Origin of the sequence: Mycobacteroides chelonae CCUG 47445 (assembly GCF_001632805.1) — a bacterium.
GTDB lineage: Bacteria > Actinomycetota > Actinomycetes > Mycobacteriales > Mycobacteriaceae > Mycobacterium > Mycobacterium chelonae.
The window spans coordinates 4,699,509-4,722,707 of sequence record NZ_CP007220.1 but is presented as its reverse complement, the minus strand read 5'-3'; the positions used below and the strand labels follow the sequence as shown (position 1 = coordinate 4,722,707).

At 63.8% G+C, this 23,199-nt stretch carries 22 protein-coding genes and 1 pseudogene; 21 read left to right on the top strand and 2 right to left on the bottom strand.

All coding sequences use genetic code 11. The features are described 5' to 3' along the window. Genes BB28_RS23000 through BB28_RS22965 form a run of 8 tightly spaced genes read left to right on the top strand, consistent with a single transcriptional unit; the run spans position 1 to position 8,520 of the window. Positions 1–1,494 carry an MlaD family protein gene (locus BB28_RS23000; protein WP_046255207.1) on the top strand — a complete coding sequence of 498 codons (1,494 nt, stop codon included), beginning with the start codon at positions 1–3 and terminating at the stop codon, positions 1,492–1,494. After that, positions 1,491–2,543 (top strand): MCE family protein, encoded by a 1,053-nt coding sequence (locus tag BB28_RS22995; RefSeq protein ID WP_030097435.1) that lies wholly within the window; start codon positions 1,491–1,493, stop codon positions 2,541–2,543. Before BB28_RS23000 ends, BB28_RS22995 begins: the two co-directional genes overlap by 4 nt. Next, a complete protein-coding gene (locus BB28_RS22990; RefSeq protein ID WP_030097434.1) occupies positions 2,540–3,565 on the top strand; it encodes an MCE family protein in 1,026 nt (341 codons plus the stop codon). The genes BB28_RS22995 and BB28_RS22990 overlap by 4 nt, the downstream gene beginning before the upstream one ends. Then, complete coding sequence (locus tag BB28_RS22985) at positions 3,562–4,701, top strand: MlaD family protein (RefSeq protein ID WP_046255206.1); 1,140 nt, start codon at positions 3,562–3,564, stop codon at positions 4,699–4,701. The genes BB28_RS22990 and BB28_RS22985 overlap by 4 nt, the downstream gene beginning before the upstream one ends. Next, entirely contained in the window at positions 4,701–5,891 is a 1,191-nt protein-coding gene (locus BB28_RS22980; protein ID WP_046256104.1) for an MlaD family protein, read from the top strand. The genes BB28_RS22985 and BB28_RS22980 overlap by 1 nt, the downstream gene beginning before the upstream one ends. Further along, on the top strand, positions 5,888–7,258 hold the full coding sequence (locus BB28_RS22975) for an MlaD family protein (RefSeq protein ID WP_046255205.1): 1,371 nt from the start codon (positions 5,888–5,890) through the stop codon (positions 7,256–7,258). Before BB28_RS22980 ends, BB28_RS22975 begins: the two co-directional genes overlap by 4 nt. Before the next feature lie 45 nt (positions 7,259–7,303). Then, the gene (locus BB28_RS22970; RefSeq protein WP_046255204.1) at positions 7,304–8,029 is read left to right on the top strand and encodes a hypothetical protein; all 726 of its coding nucleotides are present in this window, start codon (positions 7,304–7,306) and stop codon (positions 8,027–8,029) included. 11 nt (positions 8,030–8,040) lie between these two features. Further along, positions 8,041–8,520 (top strand): DUF456 domain-containing protein, encoded by a 480-nt coding sequence (locus BB28_RS22965; RefSeq protein WP_046255203.1) that lies wholly within the window; start codon positions 8,041–8,043, stop codon positions 8,518–8,520. Between the two features lie 8 nt (positions 8,521–8,528). Here the strand turns inward: BB28_RS22965 and BB28_RS22960 are convergent, their stop codons facing one another. Together BB28_RS22960 and BB28_RS22955 are read right to left on the bottom strand one after the other, a co-directional pair. Next, the gene (locus tag BB28_RS22960; protein WP_046255202.1) at positions 8,529–9,359 is read right to left on the bottom strand and encodes a tyrosine-protein phosphatase; all 831 of its coding nucleotides are present in this window, start codon (positions 9,357–9,359) and stop codon (positions 8,529–8,531) included. Then, a complete protein-coding gene (locus BB28_RS22955) occupies positions 9,356–10,624 on the bottom strand; it encodes a nucleoside permease (RefSeq protein ID WP_046255201.1) in 1,269 nt (422 codons plus the stop codon). The genes BB28_RS22960 and BB28_RS22955 overlap by 4 nt, the downstream gene beginning before the upstream one ends. 103 nt (positions 10,625–10,727) lie before the next feature. On the opposite strand from BB28_RS22955, the gene BB28_RS22950 reads away from it, so the two are divergent. From BB28_RS22950 to BB28_RS22890, 13 genes and pseudogenes are all read left to right on the top strand, one after another. Beyond that, the gene (locus BB28_RS22950; protein WP_046255200.1) at positions 10,728–11,819 is read left to right on the top strand and encodes a phosphotransferase family protein; all 1,092 of its coding nucleotides are present in this window, start codon (positions 10,728–10,730) and stop codon (positions 11,817–11,819) included. Positions 11,820–11,858: 39 nt separating this feature from the next. Continuing rightward, a pseudogene (locus BB28_RS22945) lies at positions 11,859–12,618 on the top strand (crotonase/enoyl-CoA hydratase family protein). A gap of 156 nt (positions 12,619–12,774) precedes the next feature. Continuing rightward, positions 12,775–13,707, top strand: a complete 933-nt coding sequence (locus tag BB28_RS22940; RefSeq protein ID WP_046255199.1) for a class I SAM-dependent methyltransferase — start codon at positions 12,775–12,777, stop codon at positions 13,705–13,707. A 2-nt stretch (positions 13,708–13,709) separates the two neighbouring features. Beyond that, positions 13,710–14,597 (top strand): SAM-dependent methyltransferase, encoded by an 888-nt coding sequence (locus tag BB28_RS22935; RefSeq protein WP_046256103.1) that lies wholly within the window; start codon positions 13,710–13,712, stop codon positions 14,595–14,597. A 9-nt stretch (positions 14,598–14,606) separates the two neighbouring features. Next, the gene (locus BB28_RS22930; protein ID WP_046255198.1) at positions 14,607–15,533 is read left to right on the top strand and encodes a class I SAM-dependent methyltransferase; all 927 of its coding nucleotides are present in this window, start codon (positions 14,607–14,609) and stop codon (positions 15,531–15,533) included. A gap of 11 nt (positions 15,534–15,544) precedes the next feature. Next, positions 15,545–16,471: a class I SAM-dependent methyltransferase gene (locus tag BB28_RS22925; protein ID WP_046255197.1), complete on the top strand. Its 927-nt coding sequence runs from the start codon at positions 15,545–15,547 to the stop codon at positions 16,469–16,471. A 78-nt stretch (positions 16,472–16,549) separates the two neighbouring features. Next, positions 16,550–16,846 carry a hypothetical protein gene (locus BB28_RS22920; RefSeq protein ID WP_046255196.1) on the top strand — a complete coding sequence of 99 codons (297 nt, stop codon included), beginning with the start codon at positions 16,550–16,552 and terminating at the stop codon, positions 16,844–16,846. A gap of 12 nt (positions 16,847–16,858) precedes the next feature. Beyond that, positions 16,859–18,439, top strand: coding sequence for a hypothetical protein (locus BB28_RS22915; protein ID WP_046255195.1), 1,581 nt, complete (start codon positions 16,859–16,861; stop codon positions 18,437–18,439). Further along, positions 18,436–19,110, top strand: a complete 675-nt coding sequence (locus BB28_RS22910; RefSeq protein ID WP_046255194.1) for a hypothetical protein — start codon at positions 18,436–18,438, stop codon at positions 19,108–19,110. Before BB28_RS22915 ends, BB28_RS22910 begins: the two co-directional genes overlap by 4 nt. Before the next feature lie 41 nt (positions 19,111–19,151). Beyond that, positions 19,152–20,177: a glutathione S-transferase family protein gene (locus BB28_RS22905; protein ID WP_046255193.1), complete on the top strand. Its 1,026-nt coding sequence runs from the start codon at positions 19,152–19,154 to the stop codon at positions 20,175–20,177. Between the two features lie 99 nt (positions 20,178–20,276). Then, complete coding sequence (locus BB28_RS22900) at positions 20,277–21,365, top strand: Re/Si-specific NAD(P)(+) transhydrogenase subunit alpha (RefSeq protein WP_046255192.1); 1,089 nt, start codon at positions 20,277–20,279, stop codon at positions 21,363–21,365. A gap of 2 nt (positions 21,366–21,367) precedes the next feature. Then, entirely contained in the window at positions 21,368–21,685 is a 318-nt protein-coding gene (locus BB28_RS22895) for an NAD(P) transhydrogenase subunit alpha part 2 (protein ID WP_030097415.1), read from the top strand. After that, positions 21,682–23,127 carry an NAD(P)(+) transhydrogenase (Re/Si-specific) subunit beta gene (locus BB28_RS22890; protein ID WP_046255191.1) on the top strand — a complete coding sequence of 482 codons (1,446 nt, stop codon included), beginning with the start codon at positions 21,682–21,684 and terminating at the stop codon, positions 23,125–23,127. The genes BB28_RS22895 and BB28_RS22890 overlap by 4 nt, the downstream gene beginning before the upstream one ends. The last annotated feature ends 72 nt before the right edge of the window (positions 23,128–23,199 follow it).

Sequence of the window (23,199 nt, the reverse complement as noted above, 5' to 3'; positions counted from 1 at the left end):
GTGAGTGGTGGTTCATTCTCATCGAGCGGCCGCGGCTGGTCCGATCGCGCGCTGCTTCTCTCCGGCATCGCCGTGCTGGCCATCCTGGGATTGGTGACCGGGCTACTGCTCGCCAAGTCCAAGGGCTTGTTGGAAGACACGGTCAAGGTCAACGCGCAGCTGATGAACGTTGGTGACGGTCTGCCCGAACGTGCCGACGTGAAATTCCGCGGCATGCTCGTCGGCGCCGTCACGTCGGTGACACCGGCCGAAGACGGCAAGCCGAACATCGTGCACATCGACCTGAAGTCCGAGCACGCCAGCGGCATTCCGAGCACGGTCACCGCGCGGGTGGTGCCGAGCAACGTGTTCGCGGTGTCGTCGGTGCAGCTGGTCGATAACGGCGATGGTGCCGCACTGCGCGACGGTGCGGTGATCACCGAGGACACCAAGCTGCCGACCGTGCTGTTCCAGACCACCACGAACAAGCTGCGTCAGGTGCTTGCCGCCACCGAACGGCAACGCGGCGATGCACCGATCGGCTTGATCGGGGTCTTCGGCGAAGCCACCCAGGGGCGCGGCGACAAGCTGCTGACCTCCGGCGCCCGGCTGCAATCCATCCTCACCGAGTTCAACGCCATCGTGTCTGCCAGCCCGAATGATCCCTCGACGATCGCGGCGCTGGAGAAGGTATCGGCGGCGCTCAGCACCACCTCTCCGCGACTGTTGGACAACCTGGAGAACGCCCTGGTGCCGCTGCGCACCCTGGCCCAGAAGCAATCCGATGTGCGGGGGCTGCTCTCGGCCGGTCTGCATACCGCGGGCACCGCATCGACTGCCATCGATAACCACATCGACCAGATGATCGGCATCGGTACGCACCTGACGCCCGTTGTCGGTGTCCTGGCACAGCATTCGGGCCAGTTCGTGCCGATCGCGTCGCGCATCAAGGTGCTGTCGGACGCGATTTTCGAGAACGGCTGGGATCCCGGCCGTCAGGTCCTGGGCCTGAACCTGATCCTGTCGTTCAGCCCGGCGTGGACCTATGTCCGCGACGACTGCCCCCGGTACGGCGAGCTGGCCGGACCTAGCTGCAGCACCGCACCGGAGACGCGCCAGTGGATCGACATTCCCGAGGTGCTGCAGCCGGGCAGCTACAAGCCGCCGCCGGATATCGCGCCACCCCCGGGAACCATCTTCCCGCCGACCGCAGCCGACATCATGCTGCACGGCACCGGCCCCAACCCACAGGAAGTCGACCGGGCCGCCAACCCGGTGCTGCCGCCGTTCGGCCCGCCACCCAACCCGGCACCTGCCGGAGTGGCACCCGCCTCCTTCGGTGGAAACGTCGGTCCGGTCGGAAGCGCGACGGAGCGCGCGCAGCTCGGCAAGGCGCTGGGCGGAGATCCCAGCGCGTCGCAGCAGCTGCTGCTGGGCCCGGTGGCTCGCGGGACCACGATTTCGGTGAGCCGTGATTCGGTACAGCCCAATGCGGTCGAGGGAGGCGGACGATGAAGAACTTCCGGGCCGCGGTGATCGGACTATCGCTATTCGTCGTGTTCGCCATCGGCGTGACGACTCTGGTGTACGGCACCCTGCGCCGCGACACCACGGGCTCGACAAAGAGCTACAGCGCGATCTTCACCGACGTCACCGGTGTGCGCGTCGGCGACGACGTGCGCATCGCAGGTGTGCGTGTGGGCCGCGTCGACTCGATCGAACTGGACGGCTCACTGGCCAAGCTCAAGTTCCGGGTGAAGAGCAACCAGAACCTGTACGGCAATTCGATCGTCTCGGTGACCTACCAGAACATCATCGGACAGCGATACATCTCGCTGTCTCGTGGTCTGGACGGCAGCCCGGAACGCCTGCCCGAAGGCAGCGTGATTCCCGTGGAGCGCACGGAGCCGTCTTTCGACGTCGGCGCGCTGCTCAACGGATTCGAGCCGCTGTTCACCCTGCTGGATCCGAAGCAGGTGGACAACCTGTCCAACGGGCTCATCGACGCTTTCGCCGGTGACCGGGGCGCGCTGGCCCATGTGGTGGCACAGACCACCGAGATCACGAAATCCTTTGCCGGACGCGATCAGTCGCTGGGTGGGCTCATCGAGAACCTCAACACGGTTCTGGAGAACGTCGCCAAGCAGAACGACAACCTGGACCAGCTCGTGGTCCAGAGCCAGAACGTCGTCGGGGAGCTGGACAACCGGCGCCAGAGCCTGGTCTCGTCCATCGGTTCGGCCACGCATGTCGTTAGCCGGATCCAGACCATCGGCGACAACGTGTACCCGCAGTTGCAGGAACTCGTCTATCGCGAGCCGGGCACTGCAGCGCACATCCTCGCCAACAAGGACCAGTTCGCCTTCCTGGGCTCCAACCTGCCGCTGCTTCTGAAGGGACTGGCCCGCACGATGCAAGACGGTGCGTACGGCAATTCGTATGCCTGCCAACTGAACATCAACGGATTCTTCCCGGGCCTCAATGACCTGGTGCCCGCCATTGTCCGGCACGCCACGCACGGTGGTGTCGCGAAGTACACACCGAAATGCCGAGGGATCGAATGAGCCCCCGTGAACGCAGGCTAGAAGACCGCAGCAAGTTCTGGATCGGCATGATCGCCGTCGGTGTCGTTACGGCGATCATCGCGTCGATGCTGCTGTTCCGTCAGATCGGCTTCGGATACACCCGGTACAAGGCAGAGTTCGCGCAGGCGGCGCAGCTCAAGAAGGGCGACTACGTCAGTGTCGCCGGGGTTGATGTCGGCGAGGTCAAAAGCGTTGTGCTCGACGGCACCAAGGTCCTGGTCGACATGCGCGTCCGGGATGAGGTGAAGCTGGGCGCCGAGACCCAGGCCGCGATCAAGACCACCACGCTGCTCGGTTCGCGATACGTCGAGCTGCGGCCGCGCGGTGCCGGGGTCATCCCGAACAAGCGAATCGCGTTATCGCACACTGAGGTGCCGTACGACCTACAGGCGCTGCTCGCGGACACCGCTGCCACCTATGAACAGGTCGACACGACCAAGCTGGCGCAGTCCATCGATATCTTGGCCAAGCAGCTCGAGGGGCTGCCGGAGGCGCTGCCCGAGGCCATGAAGAACCTGAAGGAACTCTCGGGGATTGTTTCCACCCGCCGCACGCAGATCGGCGAGTTGCTCAAGAGTGCGTCCACCGTCACCGCCACGTTGCATCGGCAGCAGGCGAATCTCGGGCACCTAGTCTTCCAGGGGCGGGACCTATTGGGAGAGTTCGTATCCCGCAAGGCATCGTTCCAGCGCCTGATGGCGTCGATCACCAAGGTGGTCGACCTGCTGAGCAAGGTCGTCGTCAAGGACCGGCCAGCATTCGAGAAGCTGTTACAGCAGCTGCGGGAAGTCACGGCGATGGCCAGCGACCATGACGACTACGTACGAAACCTGTTGCAGATCTTGCCCGTCCCGCTGAGGAACCTGACCAATGCCACCGGTTCGGCGTACTCCATGAACATCAACCTGACCAACGGTCTGGTGGTGGACAACTGGATGTGCGCGATCAGCAGCCGCGCGGAGCAATGGGGTCTGCTCGAGTACTTCAAGGACTGCGCATGAGTGTGAACGTGACACAGCAGGGGTCCACCGCCCGCCGCGTCTTCATGATCGGTGTGGTTTCGGTGCTGGTGATTGCCGCCGCGATTGGTGGCTACCTGGGTCTGCGCAAGGCCGGTGTGGTGGACGACAAGATCTCCGTCACCGCCCAATTCGATGAAGGCTCTGGCCTTTTCGTCGGCAATGTGGTCGAGGTACTCGGCCTGCCGGTGGGCGCCATCGAATCGGTGGAGGCCAAGGGCACCTACGTCGAGGTCAAGTTCAACGTCGACAAAGACGTGAAGGTACCTGCGAATGTCATCGCCGCCGCCTTCACCAGCTCGGTCCTCACCGATCGGCATGTGGCGTTGAGCCCGCCATACACCGAGGGCCCGGTGCTCAAGGATGGCGATGTCATTCCGCTCGACCGCACTCGCACCCCCGTCGGGTTTGACCGCGTACTGGCCACCGTCGACAAGCTCGCTTCGGCGATGAAGGGCGACGGAAAGGGCGGCGGTCCGGCGGCTGACCTGGTCAGCATCGGCGCGCAGGCTGCTTCGGGCAACGGTGAACAGGTCAAGACCGCTCTCGATGAGCTGTCGAAGGCCTTGAAGATGACCACCGATGGCGCCGAGACCAAGGATCAGCTCACCACGATCATCAAGAGCGTGAGCTCGCTGGTGAACGCGATGGGGGAGAACGACAAGGCCATTCGTCAGTTCGGTTCCGCGGTGCACGGCACGGCGGACGTGCTGGCCGCCGAGCGATTCGGTACCGGGGACACCGGCCGCAAGGCCAACGAGGTGCTCAAGAGCACCGCCGAACTCCTCGACAAGAACCGCGACGTCATCAAGGGTCTCATCGGAAACGGCAATGTCACCTTGCAGTCGTTGACCGACAACCAGCGCGAGCTCAAGGAAACTCTGGATCTGCTGCCGCTGACGCTCGACAACGTGGACCGTGTCATCGACCCGGTGAACGGGTCGATCCGCCTGCACCCGCTGTTGGACAAGCTGCTCTTCGAGAGCCAGTTCACCAAGGAGATCTGCAACATGATGGGTCTGCGGCAGCTCGGCTGCAGCACCGGAACGCCGGCCGATTACGGACCCGATTTCGGACTGACCTACATGCTCGACGGCATGGCCAGGATGGGGCAGTGATGAGCCGTTTGAAGGTTTCCAAGCTGAGGGTCGCCGCAGTGGCCGCGGCCGGTGTGCTGGCCGTATCTGCGTGCACCCCGCCGGGACTCGACAGCCTGCCGCTTCCGGCTCCCAACATGGGCTCGCAGTCCTACCAGCTGACCGCGCGATTCGCCAACGCGCTCAACCTTCCCGCGAAGGCCAAGGTGCGTCTCGGCGGGGCCGACGTCGGCGAGGTCGAGTCGATGGAAGCCGTCGACTATGTCGCGGTAGTCCAGCTGCGCATCCGCGAAGGCGTGCGGTTGCCCGTCGGAACCACGGCGCAACTGCGCACGGCCACCCCACTGGGTGATGTGTTCGTGGCGGTCACCCCGCCTGCCAAAGTCACCGGTCAGCTCCTCAAGGATGGCGGCACGCTGGATCTTGACAACACGTCGTCGGCGGCCACCGTCGAAGGCGTGCTCGCCTCCGCTGCCGTGCTCGTCAACGGCGGCGTCATCCGCAATCTGACGCACGTGGTGAACGGGCTCGGTAAGTCTTCCGGCGGTAATGGCAGTAACGGCATCGTGTTTGGCGAGATCGTGAAGCAGTCCGATCAGTTGATGGGCACGCTCAACGGCCGGTCGTCACAGATTCAGAACTCGTTGGACAGGACCTCCCAGCTGGCCGCGACACTGTCGGCCCGAGAGAAGACCATCAACGATCTGCTGGAGGCCGGTGCGCCGGCGTTGAAGGCTGTTGATCCCGACCAGGTCGGAGATCTCGCCGACACCGCCGGTCACATCTCCGATCAGTTGGCGAAGTTCCCGTCGATCCAGGGCACCGACTCGCGCAGCATGATCGCCGATTTCAACTCGATTGCGCGGGGCTTCAACGACATTGCCGTGAGCCCGGATACCAGCCTGGTCGCCTTGAACCGACTGCTCCCGGTGTTGGTGAAGGCGAATGCGGGTAGCGCCCTGGCCGTCGACGTGAACATGGCCAAGCTCGCGCTGGGCAACTGGCCCGACGCCGGATACAAGGGCGATCCGACATTCCATGGTCCCAAGCAGGCCGACTGGGGTTATCTGGTCGGTAGCTTCAAGTACTCGTTGTACCGGTTGCAAGAACGCGTCGTGGGTCAGGGACCGAACCCGCCCATGCCGCCTGCCCCGGAGCCTGCGCCTGCTCCCGCGCCGGCACCTGCGCCCGAACCGGGACCGGGCCGATGACCGCCCCCGCGACGGGACCCACCCAGTCCAACGGTCTGCTGGAATCGCTCTCGCGAGGGTTGGTTGCGCTGTCCGATGTCTTCAAGCGCAGCTGGAAATGGCTGTCCGTAGTGGGCCTGGTGGCCATCCTCGTCATCTGCGTCGGTTACGTGATGTTCGGGACTCTGAAGGTCAATCCGATCGAGTCCAAGTACCAGGTGAAGGTGCAGCTGCACGAATCCGGTGGGCTGCTGCCGAATCAGGAAGTCACGCTGCGCGGAGTGCCGATCGGCCGGGTGCAGTCCGTCAATCTCGAGAAGGGCGGCGTGGTCGCGACCGCGGCGATCGACGGCGCGGTGAAGCTGCCGGTCAACAGCGAGGTGCGGGTTTCCGGACTATCGCCCGCCGGTGAGCAGTACCTCGACTTCCGGCCGACGACGAACGACGGCCCATTTCTGAAGAACAACAGCGTGATCGCGCTGGGTCAGGCGACTACTCCGATAACCCTGGCGCAGGTGCTGGCCGATTCCGATGGGCTGCTGGCACAGCTCGATACCGAGAAGCTGAGCACCATCCGTAAGGAACTCGGGGTCAGCACGCAAGGCCCGGAGAAGCTTGGCGACATCTTCGATGGCGGCACCTTCCTCATCACGACCCTCGATGGTGTGTTGCCGGAGACGGTGACCCTGTTGAAGTCGAGCAAGGTGACTTTCTCCACGCTCGTCGACCTCAATTCGGGATTGGACGCGACCGGCCAGCAGCTGGGGAGCACCTTCGGCGGGTTGAAGAAGATGGACGGCGGCTTCCGCACGCTGCTCGGGCGTGCCCCGCAGACGTTGCACAGCGTGGACAATCTCTTCACCGACAACTCCGACACCATGGTGCAGCTGTTGGGCAATCTCGCGACGGTCGCTCAGTTGAACTACGTGCGAGTCCCCGCCCTCAACGCCCTGTTCCCGGGACCGGAGGTGCGTGGGTCGGCGCTGGAGAGCGCGGCGACGATCTTCCATGACGGGGCCATCTGGGCGCTTGCGGACCTGCTGTATCCGCGACCCACCTGTGATTACGCGACACCGCGCAAGCCCGTCTCGGATGCCAGCTTCTATGAGCCGGCGCTGTACTCCACGTACTGCGCCAATCCGGACCCGGCGATGTTGGTGCGCGGTGCGCGCAACGCTCCGCGTCCGGCCGACGATGACACCGCGGGCCCGCCGCCCAACGCCGATCTGTCCAAGGTGTCCGATCCGACGCCGCGCGGTAAGTGGAGCATTCCGACGCCGTATGGTGGACCGCAGTGGCCTCTGCCGATTCCCGGGGATGCGCCTCTGCCTCCCGATGCACCTGCGCCGCCACCCGGTTTCGGTAATACTCCACCTACCGGACGCTAGGTACGTTCGGACCGGTACCAAGCAACACGCGCAAGGAGCACAACCATGGCAGATGACGTTGCCGGCAAGGACGCCAAGAACGCGGATGAGTCTGCGGTGACCTCGGATGCGGAGAAGGTCGAATCCTCGGCGGACAAGGCAACGGAAGCTGCTGGAGAAGAGGTCGCTGACCTCGATGCGGACACATCTGAGAAAGACTCCACGGATTCGAAGGACGCCGAGGCCTCGAAGGACGCCGATGACGAGGACATCAGCCTCGAACCGGACGAAGAGGAACAGGGCCCGAAGCGGTTCCGGGCCCGTCACTGGGCCTTGACCGCCGCCGCATTGGTGGTCATCGCGATCGCCGCCGGGACAGCCATCATCGGGCGGCTCTACGAAGAACAGCGCATCGAGGAGCGGTCATCTCGTGAGGCACTGGCCGCGGCACAGGAATTCGCCAACGTCATGATCAACGTGGACAGCGCCAAACTCGATGAGAGTTCCAGCAAGACGCTGGACAGGTCTACCGGTGACTTCAAGCAGAAGTACTCCGAGTCCAGCACCACGCTGCGCCAGGTCATGATCGAGAACAAGGCCAAGGCAACGGGTGTTGTGGTCGATTCCGCGGTGAAGTCGGCGACGCCCGACAAGGTCGAGGTGCTGATGTTCATCGATCAGGCAGTGTCCAATGTGGCGGTTCCGGATGCACGCATGGACCGTAGCCGCGTTCAGATAACCATGGAGAAGGTCGACGGACGCTGGCTTGCCAGCGATGTCGAACTGACTTAGCCGCTCCGCTGATGAGTGTCGGTGGGCTGCTGCTCGTCGCCCTGGGGATAGCCATCGGAATGGTCGGCATCGTGGTGCCGATGGTTCCCGGAACAACGCTGGTGGTGCTCTCCATCGGGGCGTGGGCCCTCATCGAATCGAGCACGAAAGCCTGGGTGGTCCTTGGCATTGTGGTGGCACTGGCCGTCGTGACCACGGTGGTGAAATACGTATGGCCCGCTGCGCGCATGCGCGAGGCAGGCGTGCCCACGCTGAGCCTGATGCTCGGCGGCGCCGTAGCGATCATCGGGTTTTTCATCATCCCGGTGGTGGGGTTGGTGATCGGCTTCGTGCTCGGTATCTACCTCGCGGAATTCCTGCGCCGCAGCAGCCAGAAGCAGGCGTGGGCCGCGACCGTCACGGCTGTGAAGGCGGTCGCCACCTCGATCGGCATCGAGATGGCGGGCGCGATGGTGTCGGCAGGTATCTGGCTGGGTGCCGTACTGGTCTGAATCGTCTTCTAGGTCAGTGCTTTGCGCAGTGCCGCAAGGCCATCGCCGTCGATTCCGGCAGCAGTGACCATCGCCTCGGGTGACCCGAAAAGCTTTGCGATTTCGCTGAATCCGGTGTCGAGGTATTCCTCGCGAACCCCGAGCACCTCATCGGAGAGCATCGCAGCCATGGTCTGCGCCAGCTCTGGTTCGGCGGCAGCCATCTGTGCGGAGATATGGGCCCGCATCGAGCCGATCGCCGCATTGCTGAGCAGGTAGTCCGCGGCGATATCGGCGTAGTCGATGCCTACCGTGTGCAGCAATACCCCGATGAGAAGACCGGTACGGTCCTTGCCTGCCGCGCAGTGCACCAAAGCCGTTGCACCGCTGGCGAGTTGGTTGGCCACTGCCTTGAGGGCGACGAGCGTGCCGGGGAGTTCGACGAACCGGCGGTACTCGGCCAGCATGAACTCCACTTGGGATGCCGGATCAGGGCCCCGGCCCGAAGTCATACTCGTGATCATCATCTGCCGATAGGCGATCTCGTGTGGAGCGCGCTCCTCCCCGGCAGCTGGGGTGGCGAAGGGAACCTCGTGTACCCGGATTGCATCGTCCACCCGATCGGAACCGGTGCGTGCAATCTCGGTGGGGCTGCGCAGGTCGTACAGATCGGTGATGCCGAGGGAGCGCAGTGTCTGGGCGCCTGCCGCGGTCAGACCGCTCAGTTCAGAGGACCGAAACAACACCCCGGGCCTGAGTGTGACGGGCGAATCCGCACCGCCGACGTCCCGGAAGTTCCAGATGCCCTCCACAGGGCTGTCTGCGGGGGAGGCGGTCGATTCAGCATCGGAGATCGTCACACCCCCACGGTAGCGGGCGCGTTTTCGACGGCGTTCTCGCCCGGTTTGTGGCGGAACAGCAGGAAGAACGCGATCGCGACCACCAACGAGTACCCGGCGAAACTCAACCAGATACCGTGCCAGTCCTTGCTCTGATCCGGATAGGTGAAGAAGTACTCGATGACGGCTCCACTGATGAGGCTGCCCAGCATGGCGCCGACCCCGTTGGTCATCAACATGAACAGGCCCTGCGCGCTCGCCCGGATCGCGGGGTCGCATTGGTCCTCGACGAAGAGCTGGCCCGAGACATTGAAGAAGTCGAAGGCCATGCCGTAGACGATGCAGGACAACACGATCATCCAGAGCCCGGCGCCGGGATCGCCATAGGCAAAGAGCCCGAAACGCAATGTCCAAGCGGTCATGCTCATGAGCATGACCCCCTTGATTCCAAAGTGGCGCAAGAAGAATGGGATCGCCAGGATGAACAATGTCTCGGAGATCTGTGAGATGGACATGATGATCGCCGGATGCTCGACGGTGAAGAGGCCCTTGTACTCGTCGATGGTGGCGAAGTCGTGCAGGAATGTGTCGCCGTAGGCGTTGGTGAGTTGCAGGGAACCGCCGAGCAGCATCGCGAAGATGAAGAAGATGGCCATATTGCGGTGACGGAACAGGGTGAAGGCGGTGAGGCCGAATCTGTCGGCGAATGTGGTGCTGCGCGTGCCGTCCAGCTTCGGTGGACAGCCGGGCAGCGTGAACGCGTAGAGCCCCAGGAGTAGTGCCGCCGTTCCGGCGACGTAGAACTGACCGGCCGAGGTTTCCAGCTTCAGCAGGCTCACCGTGTGTAATGCGGCGATGAATCCGACGGTGCCCCACACCCGGATCGGCGGGAAGCTCACGACGGTGTCCTTGCCGGCATCCTTGAGGGCGTTGAACGCGACGGTGATGGCCAGGGACAGCGACGGCATGTAACACAGCATGTTGAGCAGCAGAACCCAGAAGAAGACGGTGGGGCTGTTCACCTGGGGGAGGCTGAATAGCGCTGCGGCTCCGCCCAGATGCAAGATCCCGTAGAGCTTTTCGGCGTTCACCCATTTGTCGGCGATCACCCCCATGATCGGCGGCGTCAGGATCGCGGCAATACCCATGGTGGAGAAGACGGCCCCGAAGTGCGCTCCCGACCAGTGCTTCGCATTGAACCAGTACGCCCCGAGCGTCAACAGCCAGGCTCCCCACACGAAGAACTGCAGGAAGTTCATGACGACGAGGCGGGCAGAGAGGTTCATTGGACACCAATAGTGAGGGACATCGGCCCAGTTGGCAGCGTGAACCGCTAAGGAATGTCCCGGCCCCTCACTCATCGTTTGTGTCGTCAGGTAAACATGACCCATGCACAAGGACGTGTCCGCTTCACCCGAAGGCCCCGCCGGCGACGTGTCGCTGGACGCCGATGCCATTCCCGCGAGCCTGTTGGAGTACCTCAGCCGCGAGCTGAGGGAGGAGGTCAGCGTCCGCAGGCTCTCGGCCGGACATTCGAATCTGACCTACGTGGTTACGGGAAGCTCTGGTGCGCAGTGGATTATGCGGCGCCCGCCGTTTGGGCGGCTGCAGGCCGGTGCGCACGACGTGATGCGTGAGTACCGGGTGCTCGACGCGCTCAGCGCGGCGCAGGTGCGGGTTCCGCGCGTGACGCTGGCCAGCACCGATGCGGAGATCTTCGGCGCCCCGTTCTATTTGATGGAGCGTCAGGAAGGCGAGGTGATCAGGGACGTCTCGCCGGAGTGGTTCGTCGGCACGGCGCGCCGGGAGCTGGTGCTCGATCTGGCGGTCGCATTGGCCGAGATCCACAATGCGGACCCGATGCGGTTGGTGGAGGCCAAGTTGGGTCGTGAATCGGGCTATTTGGCACGACAATTGAAGACATGGGGTGGGCAATGGGAGTCCATCAAGGAGCTGCCCACAGGCCGTGATCTGAAGGATCACACGGCCATTACCGCGTGGCTCACCCAGAACTATCCGGGAGACCGTCCCGCGGCCGTCGTGCACGGCGATTACAAGCTGGACAACGTGCTGGTCGACGCGGCCACGGCGCGGATTACCGCGGTACTGGACTGGGAGATGGCCACCGTCGGCGATCCACTGGCGGACCTGGGATATCTGCTGTACATGACACCCGAACCGGGAGGGGAGGTCGCCATGTCGGAGCTCACCGGGTCGGTGACCGCGCAAGAGGGTTGCCCCTCGCACGCCGAGATCGCTGAGGCCTATCGTGGAGCCCGAACCGGTGACCAAAGCTATTGGACACCAGAGGATTTGATCTACTACCAGGTGTTGGGTGGGTGGAAGCTCGCCACGTTGCTGGAGGTGTCCTATCAGCGCCATCTCGCCGGAACCACCGACGACCCCTTCTTCGCTGAGCTGGACCAGGGCGTTCCGAGGTTGCTTTCGGTGGCTCGCAGCCTGATTCCGGCTACTGGTTAGCATCAAGAAACAAACTCACCGACCACCTGGAGGAATGTCATGGCCGACGAAGTCCTGATCGAACAGCGTGACCGTGTCCTACTGATCACCATCAACCGTCCGGACGCGCGCAACGCGGTGAACAGGGCCGTCAGTCAGGGTCTCGCCGCAGCGGCGGATCAGCTGGACAGCTCCGATGACCTGTCCGTCGCCATTCTCACCGGCTCGGGTGGAAATTTTTGTGCGGGAATGGATCTCAAGGCATTCGTGAGTGGCGAGGCGGTGCTGTCTGAGCGCGGCCTTGGTTTCACCAACGTGCCGCCCCGCAAGCCGATCATCGCCGCGGTGGAGGGCTTCGCCCTGGCGGGAGGCACCGAACTCGTGCTGTCTTGTGATCTAGTGGTGGCTGGCCGCAGCGCCAAGTTCGGCATCCCCGAGGTCAAGCGTGGTCTGGTCGCCGGCGCCGGTGGCCTGTTGCGTCTGCCGAAGCGAATCCCGTACCAGGTAGCCATGGAGTTGGCGCTCACGGGAGACTCGTTCACCGCGGAAGACGCCGCCAGGTACGGATTCATCAACCGGCTCGTCGACGATGGTCAGGCGCTGGAGGCCGCGCTGGAGTTGGCTGCCAAGATCACCGCGAACGGGCCCCTCGCCGTCGCGGCCACCAAGCGCATTGTCATCGAGTCAGCGAGCTGGGCGCCGGAGGAAGCCTTCGCCAAGCAGGGGGGAGATCCTCATGCCGATCTTCGTCTCCGAGGATGCCAGGGAGGGTGCACAGGCGTTCGCCGAGAAGCGTGCACCCGTCTGGAAGGGCAAGTAGCCCTCGCGCATTTGTCGTCTCGAAAAGGATCAGTGGCGCTCCCAGTCAATCGGCGTACTGTAGTTAGTTGTGCGAACTTTTTACGGGTAAAGCCCCGTGACCTGCATTTTTAGATGTACGCACACCTGACATGCGCGTTTGATGGGAGACACTGCTGTGGCCAGAACCGAAGGTGACACCTGGGACATCGTGACGAGCGTGGGCGCGACCGCGCTCATTGTCTCTGCCATGCGGGCCGTCGAGGCGCGTAAGGCAGAGCCGCTCGCGCGGGACGACTATGCGCAGCACTTTGTGGCCGCGACCAAGACTGAGGCGCCGATCTTTTCCGAGCTCCTGGAAGACCCCACCGTCGCCCAGGAGCCCGACGTGCAGCTGTTCTCGAGTTATCTGGGGGCGCGGACGAAGTACTTCGACGAGTTTTTCCTGGCTGCGGGAAACGCGGGTGTGCGCCAGGCGGTGATCCTGGCGGCGGGGCTCGACGTCCGCGGGTATCGGCTGCCCTGGGCGCCGGGCACCACGGTCTATGAACTCGACCTTCCGAAGGTGCTCGAGTTCAAGAAACGGGTTCTCGACGAGCACGGGGTGCAGGCGACGACTACCGTTCACGACCTGCACGTCGACCTCCGCGACGATTGGCCCGAGGCGCTCACGGCAGCGGGTTTCGACCCCACCCAGCCGACGGCCTGGCTGGCCGAGGGGCTGCTTCCGTTCCTGCCCGGTACCGCGCAGGACCTGCTTTTCCAGCGCATTGTCACGCTGTCCGCAGCCGGAAGCCGCGTTGCCGTAGAGGATTTCGGTGCTCCCGGCACCCAGGCGGATCGGATGTCGAGCGCGATGGAGAACGAAGAGGGCGCATTGCGCCGGATCTTCAAGAGCATCGTTGAGGAGGATGCACCCCCATCGAGCCTGTGGTTCGCTGACGAGCGCGAGGATCCGGCGCAATGGCTGACCGGTCACGGTTGGACCGTCGAGGCCACCACGGCGGGTGAACTGCTGAAGCGATACAACCGCGCTCCGTTGGCAGGCCAGCATGAACTGACGGATGCCATGGGACAGAGCCGATACTTCACCGCCTCTCTGGGCGCATGACCATGGCACGCACCGACGGAGACACCTGGGACATCGTCACGAGCGTCGGCTACACCGCGCTGGCGGTCGCGGCCGCCCGAGCACTCGACGCGAAACTGGATCCCCCACTGGCACACGATGAGTACGCCGAGAAGTTCGTTGCCGCCGCCGGCGAACCGCAATTGGCGCAAGCCGTGGCCGCCGGAGACATCAGCGGCCTCGCTGGCGCCAATGCCGGATGGGTCGGTGTGCGGACACGATTCTTCGACAACTTCTTTGCCGACGCAGCCGGTGCGGGCGTGCGGCAGGTTGTCATTCTGGCCGCCGGATTAGATGCCCGCGCATACCGATTGCCCTGGCCGACGGGCACGACCGTCTTCGAGGTGGATCAACCGCGGGTTCTCGAGTTCAAAGAGCAGGTACTTGCCGGGGCGGAGGCTGGTCCGGCAGCCGGCCGGGTGCCGGTGGCCGTCGACCTGCGCGATGACTGGCCGAAGGCGTTGGTGGGAGCCAGGTTCGACCCCGAACAACCCACCGCATGGGCTCTGGAAGGACTGTTGCCCTACCTGCCCGGATCGGCGCAAGACGCACTCTTTGAGAAGTTGCATGAGCTGTCGGCCCCCGGAAGCCGGATCGCGGCCGAGCTGGGTCCCGGGCCCGGGGAGATTGCTCAGTTTGAGCAGGACATGCCGTCGCATGCAGATTCTTCGGGTCAGCCCAAGGTGTCCGAACTCTGGTACGACGATCCCCGCCGTGATACCAAGTCGTGGCTTGCTGAAAGAGGCTGGACTGTCGCGGGAATCGATCTCGTGGAGGCGGCCGTGGGATACGGCCGGCCGTTCGGGGAACAGCCCCGCTCATTCGAAACATTGCTTCGTACCAAGTTTTTCACCGCTACCCGGACAAGCTGAGAGGGCGCCATGACAGACGTCGAGGACAAGAACTGGTCGCGCAGCGAGGGCGATTCCTGGGACATCGTGTCCAGCGTGGGATACACCGCGTTGGGGGTCAGTGCGCAGCGTGCCGTGGAGAGTGAGCGGCCGGACGCGCTGATCGTCGACCCGTTCGCCAAGCATTTCGTGCTCGCAGCGGGCGAACCGCATTTGATCGATACGATCACCAAACGCGATGTGCCCCGGGCATCCCCGTTCGAGTATCTGCGGGGGATGGGTATGCGCAGCCGGTTCTTCGATGAATTCTTCCTGGATGCCGCCGCCTCTGGCATCCGACAGGCCGTCATCCTTGCCGCCGGATTGGACGCGCGGGCACATCGGCTGCCCTGGCCCGTCGGGGTCACGGTCTACGAGTTGGATCAGCCAGAGGTCTTGGCCTTCAAGGACCGGGTGTATGCCGAGCAGGGCGCAGCGCCGACCAGTGATCGTCGGGCGGTGGCCGTGGACCTGCGTGATGACTGGCCGGCCGCGCTCAAGGAGGCTGGATTTGATCCCAGCCAGCCCACCGCATGGTCAGCCGAAGGACTGCTGCCGTATCTGCCTGCCGTCGCGCAGGAGCTGTTGTTCGAGAGGATTGTTGAGTTGTCGGCCCCCGGCAGTCGTGCCGCGATCGAGGGCCCCACGGGCGTGCTGGGCGTGAGCCAATTCGCCAAGGTCGAGCAGAAGTACCGATCCGAGAAGGACACCTTCGGCAAGATCGACATCACCGAGCTGTTCTACGACGAGGAGAAGACGCCGCCCGTCGAGTGGTTCTCCACACGAGGATGGAACACGCTGGGGGTGGACATGTTTGATCTGGCAGAACGCTATGGCGTGCAGTATCCGGAAGTCCCCGAGGACATCCGGGAGCTCGCCGGTTCGATGCATTACCTGACCTGCACACTGCCTGCCTGAAAGGAAACGTGATGACCAATATCGAGGACAAGGACTGGTCGCGCAGCGAGGGCGATTCCTGGGACATTGTGTCGAGCGTCGGGTTCACCGCCCTGGGAGTCGCGGCGGCTCGCGCGGTCGAGAACGCGCAGCCTGATCCCCTGGTGCGCGACGAGTACGCGGAGCATTTCGTGCGGGCCGCCGGTGAGCCGCATCTGATTGGGCTGCTGGACAATCCCGATGCCCAGGCGCTGAACCCGACGACCGCATTTCGCCAGATCGGTCTTCGTAGCAGGTTTTTCGACGAATTCTTCGTAAACGCGACCAAGTCCGGCTGCACGCAGGCAGTGATTCTCGCTGCCGGGCTGGATGTGCGGGCGCATCGGTTGCCGTGGCCAGACGGCACCAAGGTCTTCGAGTTGGATCAGCCTAAGGTGCTGGAGTTCAAGGACCGTGTGCTGGCCGAACAGGGCGCCACCCCCACGAGTGACCGGCGTGAGGTCATCGTGGACCTCCGCGACGATTGGCCTGCTGCTCTACTCGCCGCCGGCTTCGACCCTGAGGCTCCGACGGCGTGGTCGGCGGAGGGCTTGATCGTCTATCTGCCGTCTGCGGCACAGGATCTGCTGTTCGAGCGGGTTGTCGCGCTCTCGGCGCCGGGCAGCCAGGTCGCCGTGGAAGCCACGCGCGGACGGCCCGATATCGCCAAGTGGGGTGAGGTCCAGAAGAAGTACGCCGACGATAGCCATCCCATGTCGAAGGTGGATATCTCCTCGTTGTTCTACGACGAAGAGAGGGCTGACGTCGCGGAGTGGTTCGCCGCGCGCGGGTGGACGGTGCACGGCGCGCATGCCCTGGAACTGGCCGCGGCCTACGGAATCGACATTCCCGATCTGCCGCGGGACGTCGTCGAACTCATCGAACAGGGCAACTACCTCACCGCTGCTCTGCCCCGCTAGACGGTCTATCCCCAAGGGGTGGTTGGGCCACCCGTTCCGGGCTAACATGCGGAAAGGGCATGTCTGGAGGGGGAGCCCATGAAGATCGACCCGGTAGCTACGGAGAAATGCGCGGCACAACTCGACGCAACGGATACCCACGTCGAGTTCGCCAAGGGAAAGTTGCGTGCCACGGAGGGCAAGGACCTCGGTGACCTGAGCGATGCGATGAACGCTGCGCGGAGCCGGGTATCCGGCGCGCTCAGCACGGTTGCCGCTGTGCAAAAAGAGATCTCGCAGAACATCCGGACGTGCACCAAGGCTCTTGTCGAGATGGATCAGCGCAACGCGGGGAATCTCAGCGACACCGGAATCAAGTTTCCGGTGCTCAACTAGGGCCGGTGCGTGATGACGCTGGGTGATACGCAAAAACAGCTGGAGCAGGTAATCGCCGATCTGCGACAGATCGGTGAGATCACCGTGAGCACGGTCTGGCCGATAGCGCGCAAGGTCGTCAGTGCTGTCCGGAAGGTCATCGCGGTGGCCACCGAGCCACCTCCTCCGGACCCGGCCACCGTGCGCGAGGTAGCCGCTCGTTGGCGCGAGATGGCGCCCGCCATGGGGGAATGGCATGCCAACGATGTTCAGCAGGCTCAGAACACGATCCCCGAAACGGTGTGGGGGCGCACGCCGGGCGATCCGTACGGTGAGACGACCGGGGACAAGGCGCGCACCAGCATTGCGAACTTCAAGACACGATCCACGACGATCGGTCCGGCCGCTACCGGGGTGGCAGCCTCGCTCGACACGTTCGGCGGGTCCATGGAGAAGGCGCGGGAACGGTGGCACAACGCATTTGCCTCGCTCAAGGACGACGTCGACTGGGGCAACATCCCCAAGGCGCCGTGGGACGCCATTCCATATGTCCGGAAGCTTGTGGGCGACGTCGTGCACGGTGTCGAAGAACTCGCGGGCGCGTACGGGGACGCCGACAAGGCGGTGAACACCGCGAAGGGTGAACTCGGGAAAGCGGTGGAGGGCATCACGCTGCCCGACCACACTTCCGTGGCGGCGGGTGCGATCGGTTCGGTCAACAATTGGTCGGGCGTCAAGGACGATCCGGATGGTCATAAGGACGGGACCGGTTTGCGGCCGGGCGTGCAGGAGCGCGCGGATGCCAACCTGGCGGCGATGAGCCCTGAGGATCGCGCCAGGGCGCAAGCGATGCTCGACAACGCGAAGGATGAGGCCCGACGGAACTGGATCATCTCGGCTCTCGCGCGGGGAGGGGATATTAGTACGCTGCAACGCTTCTCGGACAAGTTGGCGCTCATGGACGATCAACAGGTGCGTGAGCTTGACCCGGTGGAGTACGCGAAGAATCATCCGGGCGTCCTGACGCAACCCGATGGCACCACCTGCGGGTCTTCCTCGCTTGTCGTCGCCAAGATGATCAACGATCCGGTGTACGCGATGAAGATGCTCACGGGATATGACGCGACCGGGTCCGAACCGCCACAGTCTGGACAATCGATAACCAGCGCCGAGGTCACATCCAAGTTCGCGGATGAAGCCAAGAAAATGCACGATTCGACGAACAACGCGATCGTCCCGGGTTGGGGCACGACCTGGCCCGAGTCGTTGGGGACACCCCCGGGCGGTGCCGCTGACGAGATGGGCAAGCCCGGCGGTCCCGGCGTCCCGGGCAGCGCGTATCGATTCGAGGTGGCTAATCCGCTGGGCCCGTCGGGTGACTATCAGGCGATCAGTGCGGCCGTCCAGTCCGGTCAGTCAGTTCCGCTGTTCGTCGGCAGCGGAGTGAACGGGCACATCGTCTTGGTGACAGGAATGCAGGGCGACTCACTGGAAATCTACGAGCCCTCTTCTGGACAGAAGATGACAATCCCGAGGGATGATTTCGTCAACAACCGAATATCGTTCGGTGGCGAAACGCGCTATCGGCCATGGGGTGAGGTGATCCCGAAGTGAAGGTCCTACGACTTTCACCGGCGCTGTTGCTGGTTTTCGTGCTGGCCGCATCGTGTCCTAAGCATCCCGACACCTTCGAGCCGAACGCTATGGACTCGGCGCGATCTGCCCGGCTGACGGCGGATGCCTGGCTTGCTCCCGCCAAGGCGTACCACGCCTCGTACAACGGGCTGAACAACATCTCACGTGAGTCGGTGGTCAGGACTGCGTCTTTCACACACGGCGATCCATCGGACGTTGTCACCCGAGAGACACGGAAGGCCCTGCAGAACGGATGGGTACTGACCTATGCCCACTGCGGCTCCGTGGCGCGGCCCATGTCGTCGGCAAGCGCACCCCAGACCCTGTCGGGTGTTGAAGTAAATCTGGAGAAGTCGCCAGCGGACCCCGAAAATGCCGCCATGGCACAGCTGACGGCCTACCGTGTGGAGCCCGACCCGGATGGTCAGGGAACGGTCAACATGGAGATCAACGCTTTCGCCCAGTATCACTCGGATAGGGGCTGGCCGAATCTGCCGGGCGTCGCGATGGACACCACATGCCTGGTGATACCTGATGCGCCCACTGCAGGCTCCAATACGTCGTCGGCCTTTCCAACAGGAATCGTCCAAGGCGTCAAGGGTGGCCACCCGCTGAACGAGAAGGGCGAACCTGACGGATCGGCCGGCTGAAGGACGTTGCCTCGAATGCTGACGGTGCCAGACTGGAGTGTGTGAGCCAGAACCCGGAGAACACCAAGTACGTCGAGCCCGGTGAGTTCAAGCGGGACACCAACTACATCAATACGCGGATCACCGCGGACGGCCGCGACGGCTACGCGGTCGAGCCTGGGAGGTACCGGCTCGTCGCCGCACGCGCCTGTCCCTGGGCGAACCGGACGCTCATCGTCCGTCGCCTCCTCGGTTTGGAAGACGTCTTATCTCTCGGGCTTTGCGGCCCCACACACGACAAGCGCAGCTGGACTTTTGATCTGGACCCGGGTGGTGTCGATCCCGTCCTGGGTATCCACTTCCTGCGCGATGCCTATCTCAAGCGGTATCCGGACTATCCCCGCGGCATCACCGTGCCCGCCATCGTGGAAGAGGCCACCGGGGAGGTCGTGACCAACGACTACGCGCAGATGACGCTGGACTTCTCCACCGAATGGGTTGAGCACCACCGGCCGGGTGCGCCGCAGCTGTATCCCGAGGCACTGCGCACCGAAATCGACGAGGTGAACCGCCGCGTCTACACAGAGGTCAACAACGGCGTCTACCGTTGCGGCTTCGCGGGAGGCCAGGACGCCTACGACGCCGCTTACGATCGCCTGTTCACCGCACTCGATTGGTTGTCGGAAAGGCTTGCCGGACAAAGATATTTGGTGGGCGACACCATTACCGAGGCGGACGTGCGGCTGTTCACCACGTTGGCCCGGTTCGATCCGGTGTATCACGGGCATTTCAAGTGCAATCGCCAGAAGCTGACCGAGATGCCGGTGCTGTGGGCGTACACGCGGGATTTGTACCAAACACCGGGTTTCGGTGACACCGTCGATTTCGGGCAGATCAAGGAGCACTACTACGTGGTGCACACCGACATCAACCCCACTCGGATTGTCCCGAAGGGGCCGGATCTGAGTGGCTGGCTTACCCCGCATGGACGCGAGACACTGGGGGGCAGACCGTTCGGGGATGGCACCCCGCCGGGGCTGCCGAGAGAGTCGGAACGCGTGCCAGATCACGGTCCTTGCCCTGGTTAACGACCTTTGCAGGATTTACAAAAACGGAAGACTTGTTAACAAGCATGCCTTTCCTTAGTATCCGTCGGCATGCTGCACCACAGGGTGAAGGGCGAGTAGATGACCGATCAACCAGTCACTATCGGAGTTGTCCGAGAGTCGGGTGAGGACGAGCGCCGCGTTGCGCTGGTGCCCAAAGCGATCGCCGGCCTGATTGGCAAGGGTGTGAACGTCGTCATAGAAAGCGGCGCCGGAGAGCGCGCGCTGCTGCCCGACGAGCTGTACACCGAGGCCGGTGCGAGTGTGGGTGACGCGTGGTCTGCCGATGTCGTCGTCAAGGTTGCGCCGCCCTCGCCCGCCGAGGTCGCTCGCTTGCGTGAGGGGCAGACCCTCATCGGCTTCCTGGCGCCGCGCAATGCCGACAACAGCATCGGTGCGCTCAAGAGCGCGGGCGTACAAGCCTTTGCCGTGGAGGCCATTCCGCGCATCTCCCGCGCACAGGTGATGGATGCGCTGTCATCACAGGCCAACGTCGCCGGGTACAAGTCCGTGCTCGTGGCGGCCACCGAATCGACCCGCTTCTTCCCGATGCTCACCACGGCCGCCGGAACCGTCAAGCCCGCGCTGGTACTGGTGCTCGGTGTCGGTGTGGCCGGTCTGCAGGCCCTGGCCACGGCCAAGCGGCTCGGCGCGCGTACCACCGGCTACGACGTTCGCCCCGAGGTAGCCGACCAGGTCCGCTCGGTCGGTGCCCAGTGGCTCGATCTCGGCATCGATGCGGCCGGTGAGGGCGGCTACGCTCGCGAGCTCACCGAGGAAGAGCGTCAGAAGCAGCAGCAGGCGCTGGAAGAGGCCATCAAGGGATTCGACGTCGTCATCACCACGGCGCTCGTGCCCGGGCGTCCGGCACCGCGGCTGGTGACCGCGGCGGCAGTCGAGGGCATGAAGCCCGGCTCTGTCGTCGTGGATCTCGCGGGGGAGACCGGCGGCAACTGTGAATTGACCGAGCCCGGCCAGACCGTCGTCAAGCACGGTGTGACGATCGCTTCGCCCCTCAACCTGCCGGCCACCATGCCCGAGCACGCCAGCGAGCTGTATGCCAAGAACATCACGTCCGTTCTCGAACTCCTCATCAAGGACGGCGCCCTGGCACCGGACTTCGATGACGAGATCGTCGCGGGCTCCTGCGTTACCCGGGAGGTCTCCTAGACATGTACGGACAGCTATTGGCCAACATCGCGATCCTGGTCCTTGCCGGGTTCGTTGGATTCGCCGTTATCTCCAAGGTGCCCAACACCTTGCACACCCCATTGATGTCGGGCACCAACGCCATTCACGGCATCGTGGTGCTGGGTGCGCTGATCGTGCTGGGCAACCTGCCCGCCGATGCCAGCTGGGGCACCCGGATCATCGCGTTCGTCGCGCTGATCTTCGGAACCCTGAACGTGATCGGTGGCTTCCTGGTGACCGACCGCATGCTGGGCATGTTCAAGTCGAAGAAGCCTGAGCAGAAAGAGGCGGCCAAGTGAGCACCGAAAGCCTCAACTACCTCGTCGATGTTCTCTACATCGCTGCGTTCGCCCTCTTCATCTACGGCCTGTCCGGCCTGACCGGACCCAAGACCGCAGTGCGCGGCAACTGGATTGCCGCCGTCGGCATGGGCATCGCGGTACTTGCCACCCTGATCAAGGTGAGCGAGAGCGCCACCACGCTGGACTGGATTCTGATCGGTGCCGGCCTGGGTATCGGTGTGGTACTGGGTATTCCGCCGGCGCTGAAGACCAAGATGACCGCCATGCCGCAGCTGGTGGCGTTGTTCAACGGTGTCGGTGGTGGCACCGTGGCTCTTATCGCCTGGTCGGAATTCATTGAGACGAAGGGTTTTTCGGAGTTCAAGCCGGATCAGTCGCCGACCGTGGCGCTGGTGGTGGGATCGCTGTTCGCCGCGGTCATCGGCTCGGTGTCGTTCTGGGGCTCGCTGGTGGCCTTCGCCAAACTGCAGGAGTCCATCCCGAAGAACGTCGAGAAGCGGCTTGTCGCGTCCGCCAAGCTTTTCCAGGCGTCCAACATCGTGCTGCTGTTGGCCGCGGTCGGTGCCGCCGTCTACATCGGGCTGCACCCCGGACTGCCGGTCTGGTGGATCGTCGCGGTACTGGTGTTCGCCGGTGTGATGGGCCTGTTCGTGGTGTTCCCCATCGGTGGCGCCGATATGCCGGTGGTCATTTCACTGCTCAACGCGATGACCGGTTTGTCTGCCGCCGCAGCAGGTCTGGCGCTGAACAACACCGCAATGATTGTCGCCGGCATGATCGTGGGCGCTTCCGGTTCGATCCTGACCAACCTGATGGCCGTCGCGATGAACCGGTCGATTCCGGCCATCGTGTTCGGCTCGTTCGGTGGTGGTGACACCGGAGCCGCCGCTGGTTCGGCCGAGCAGGGCACGGTCAAGGCGACGTCTGCCTCCGATGCCGCGATCCAGATGGCCTACGCCAACCAGGTGATCGTGGTGCCCGGTTACGGTCTGGCCGTCGCGCAGGCCCAGCACACCGTCAAGGAGATGGCGGACCTGCTGGAGAGCAAGGGTGTTGAGGTCAAGTACGCCATTCACCCGGTCGCCGGCCGTATGCCCGGCCACATGAACGTGCTGCTCGCCGAGGCCGACGTCGAATACGACGCCATGAAGGAAATGGATGACATCAACGGCGAGTTCAACCGCACCGATGTCACCATCGTGATCGGCGCCAACGATGTCACCAACCCGGCGGCGCGTAACGACCCGTCCAGCCCGATTCACGGGATGCCGATTCTGAACGTCGACGAGTCGCGCTCGGTGATCGTGTTGAAGCGTTCGATGAGCTCGGGCTACGCCGGTATCGAGAACCCGCTGTTCTTCCAGCCGCAGACCTCGATGCTGTTCGGGGATGCCAAGAAGTCGGTGTCCGCGGTCATCGAGGAGCTTAAGGCGCTGTAGCCCAACCTCTTTGTCATCGAGTGGGAACCTCACGCGGAAATCCAGCCGGAAATCCTCGTGAGGTTCCCATTC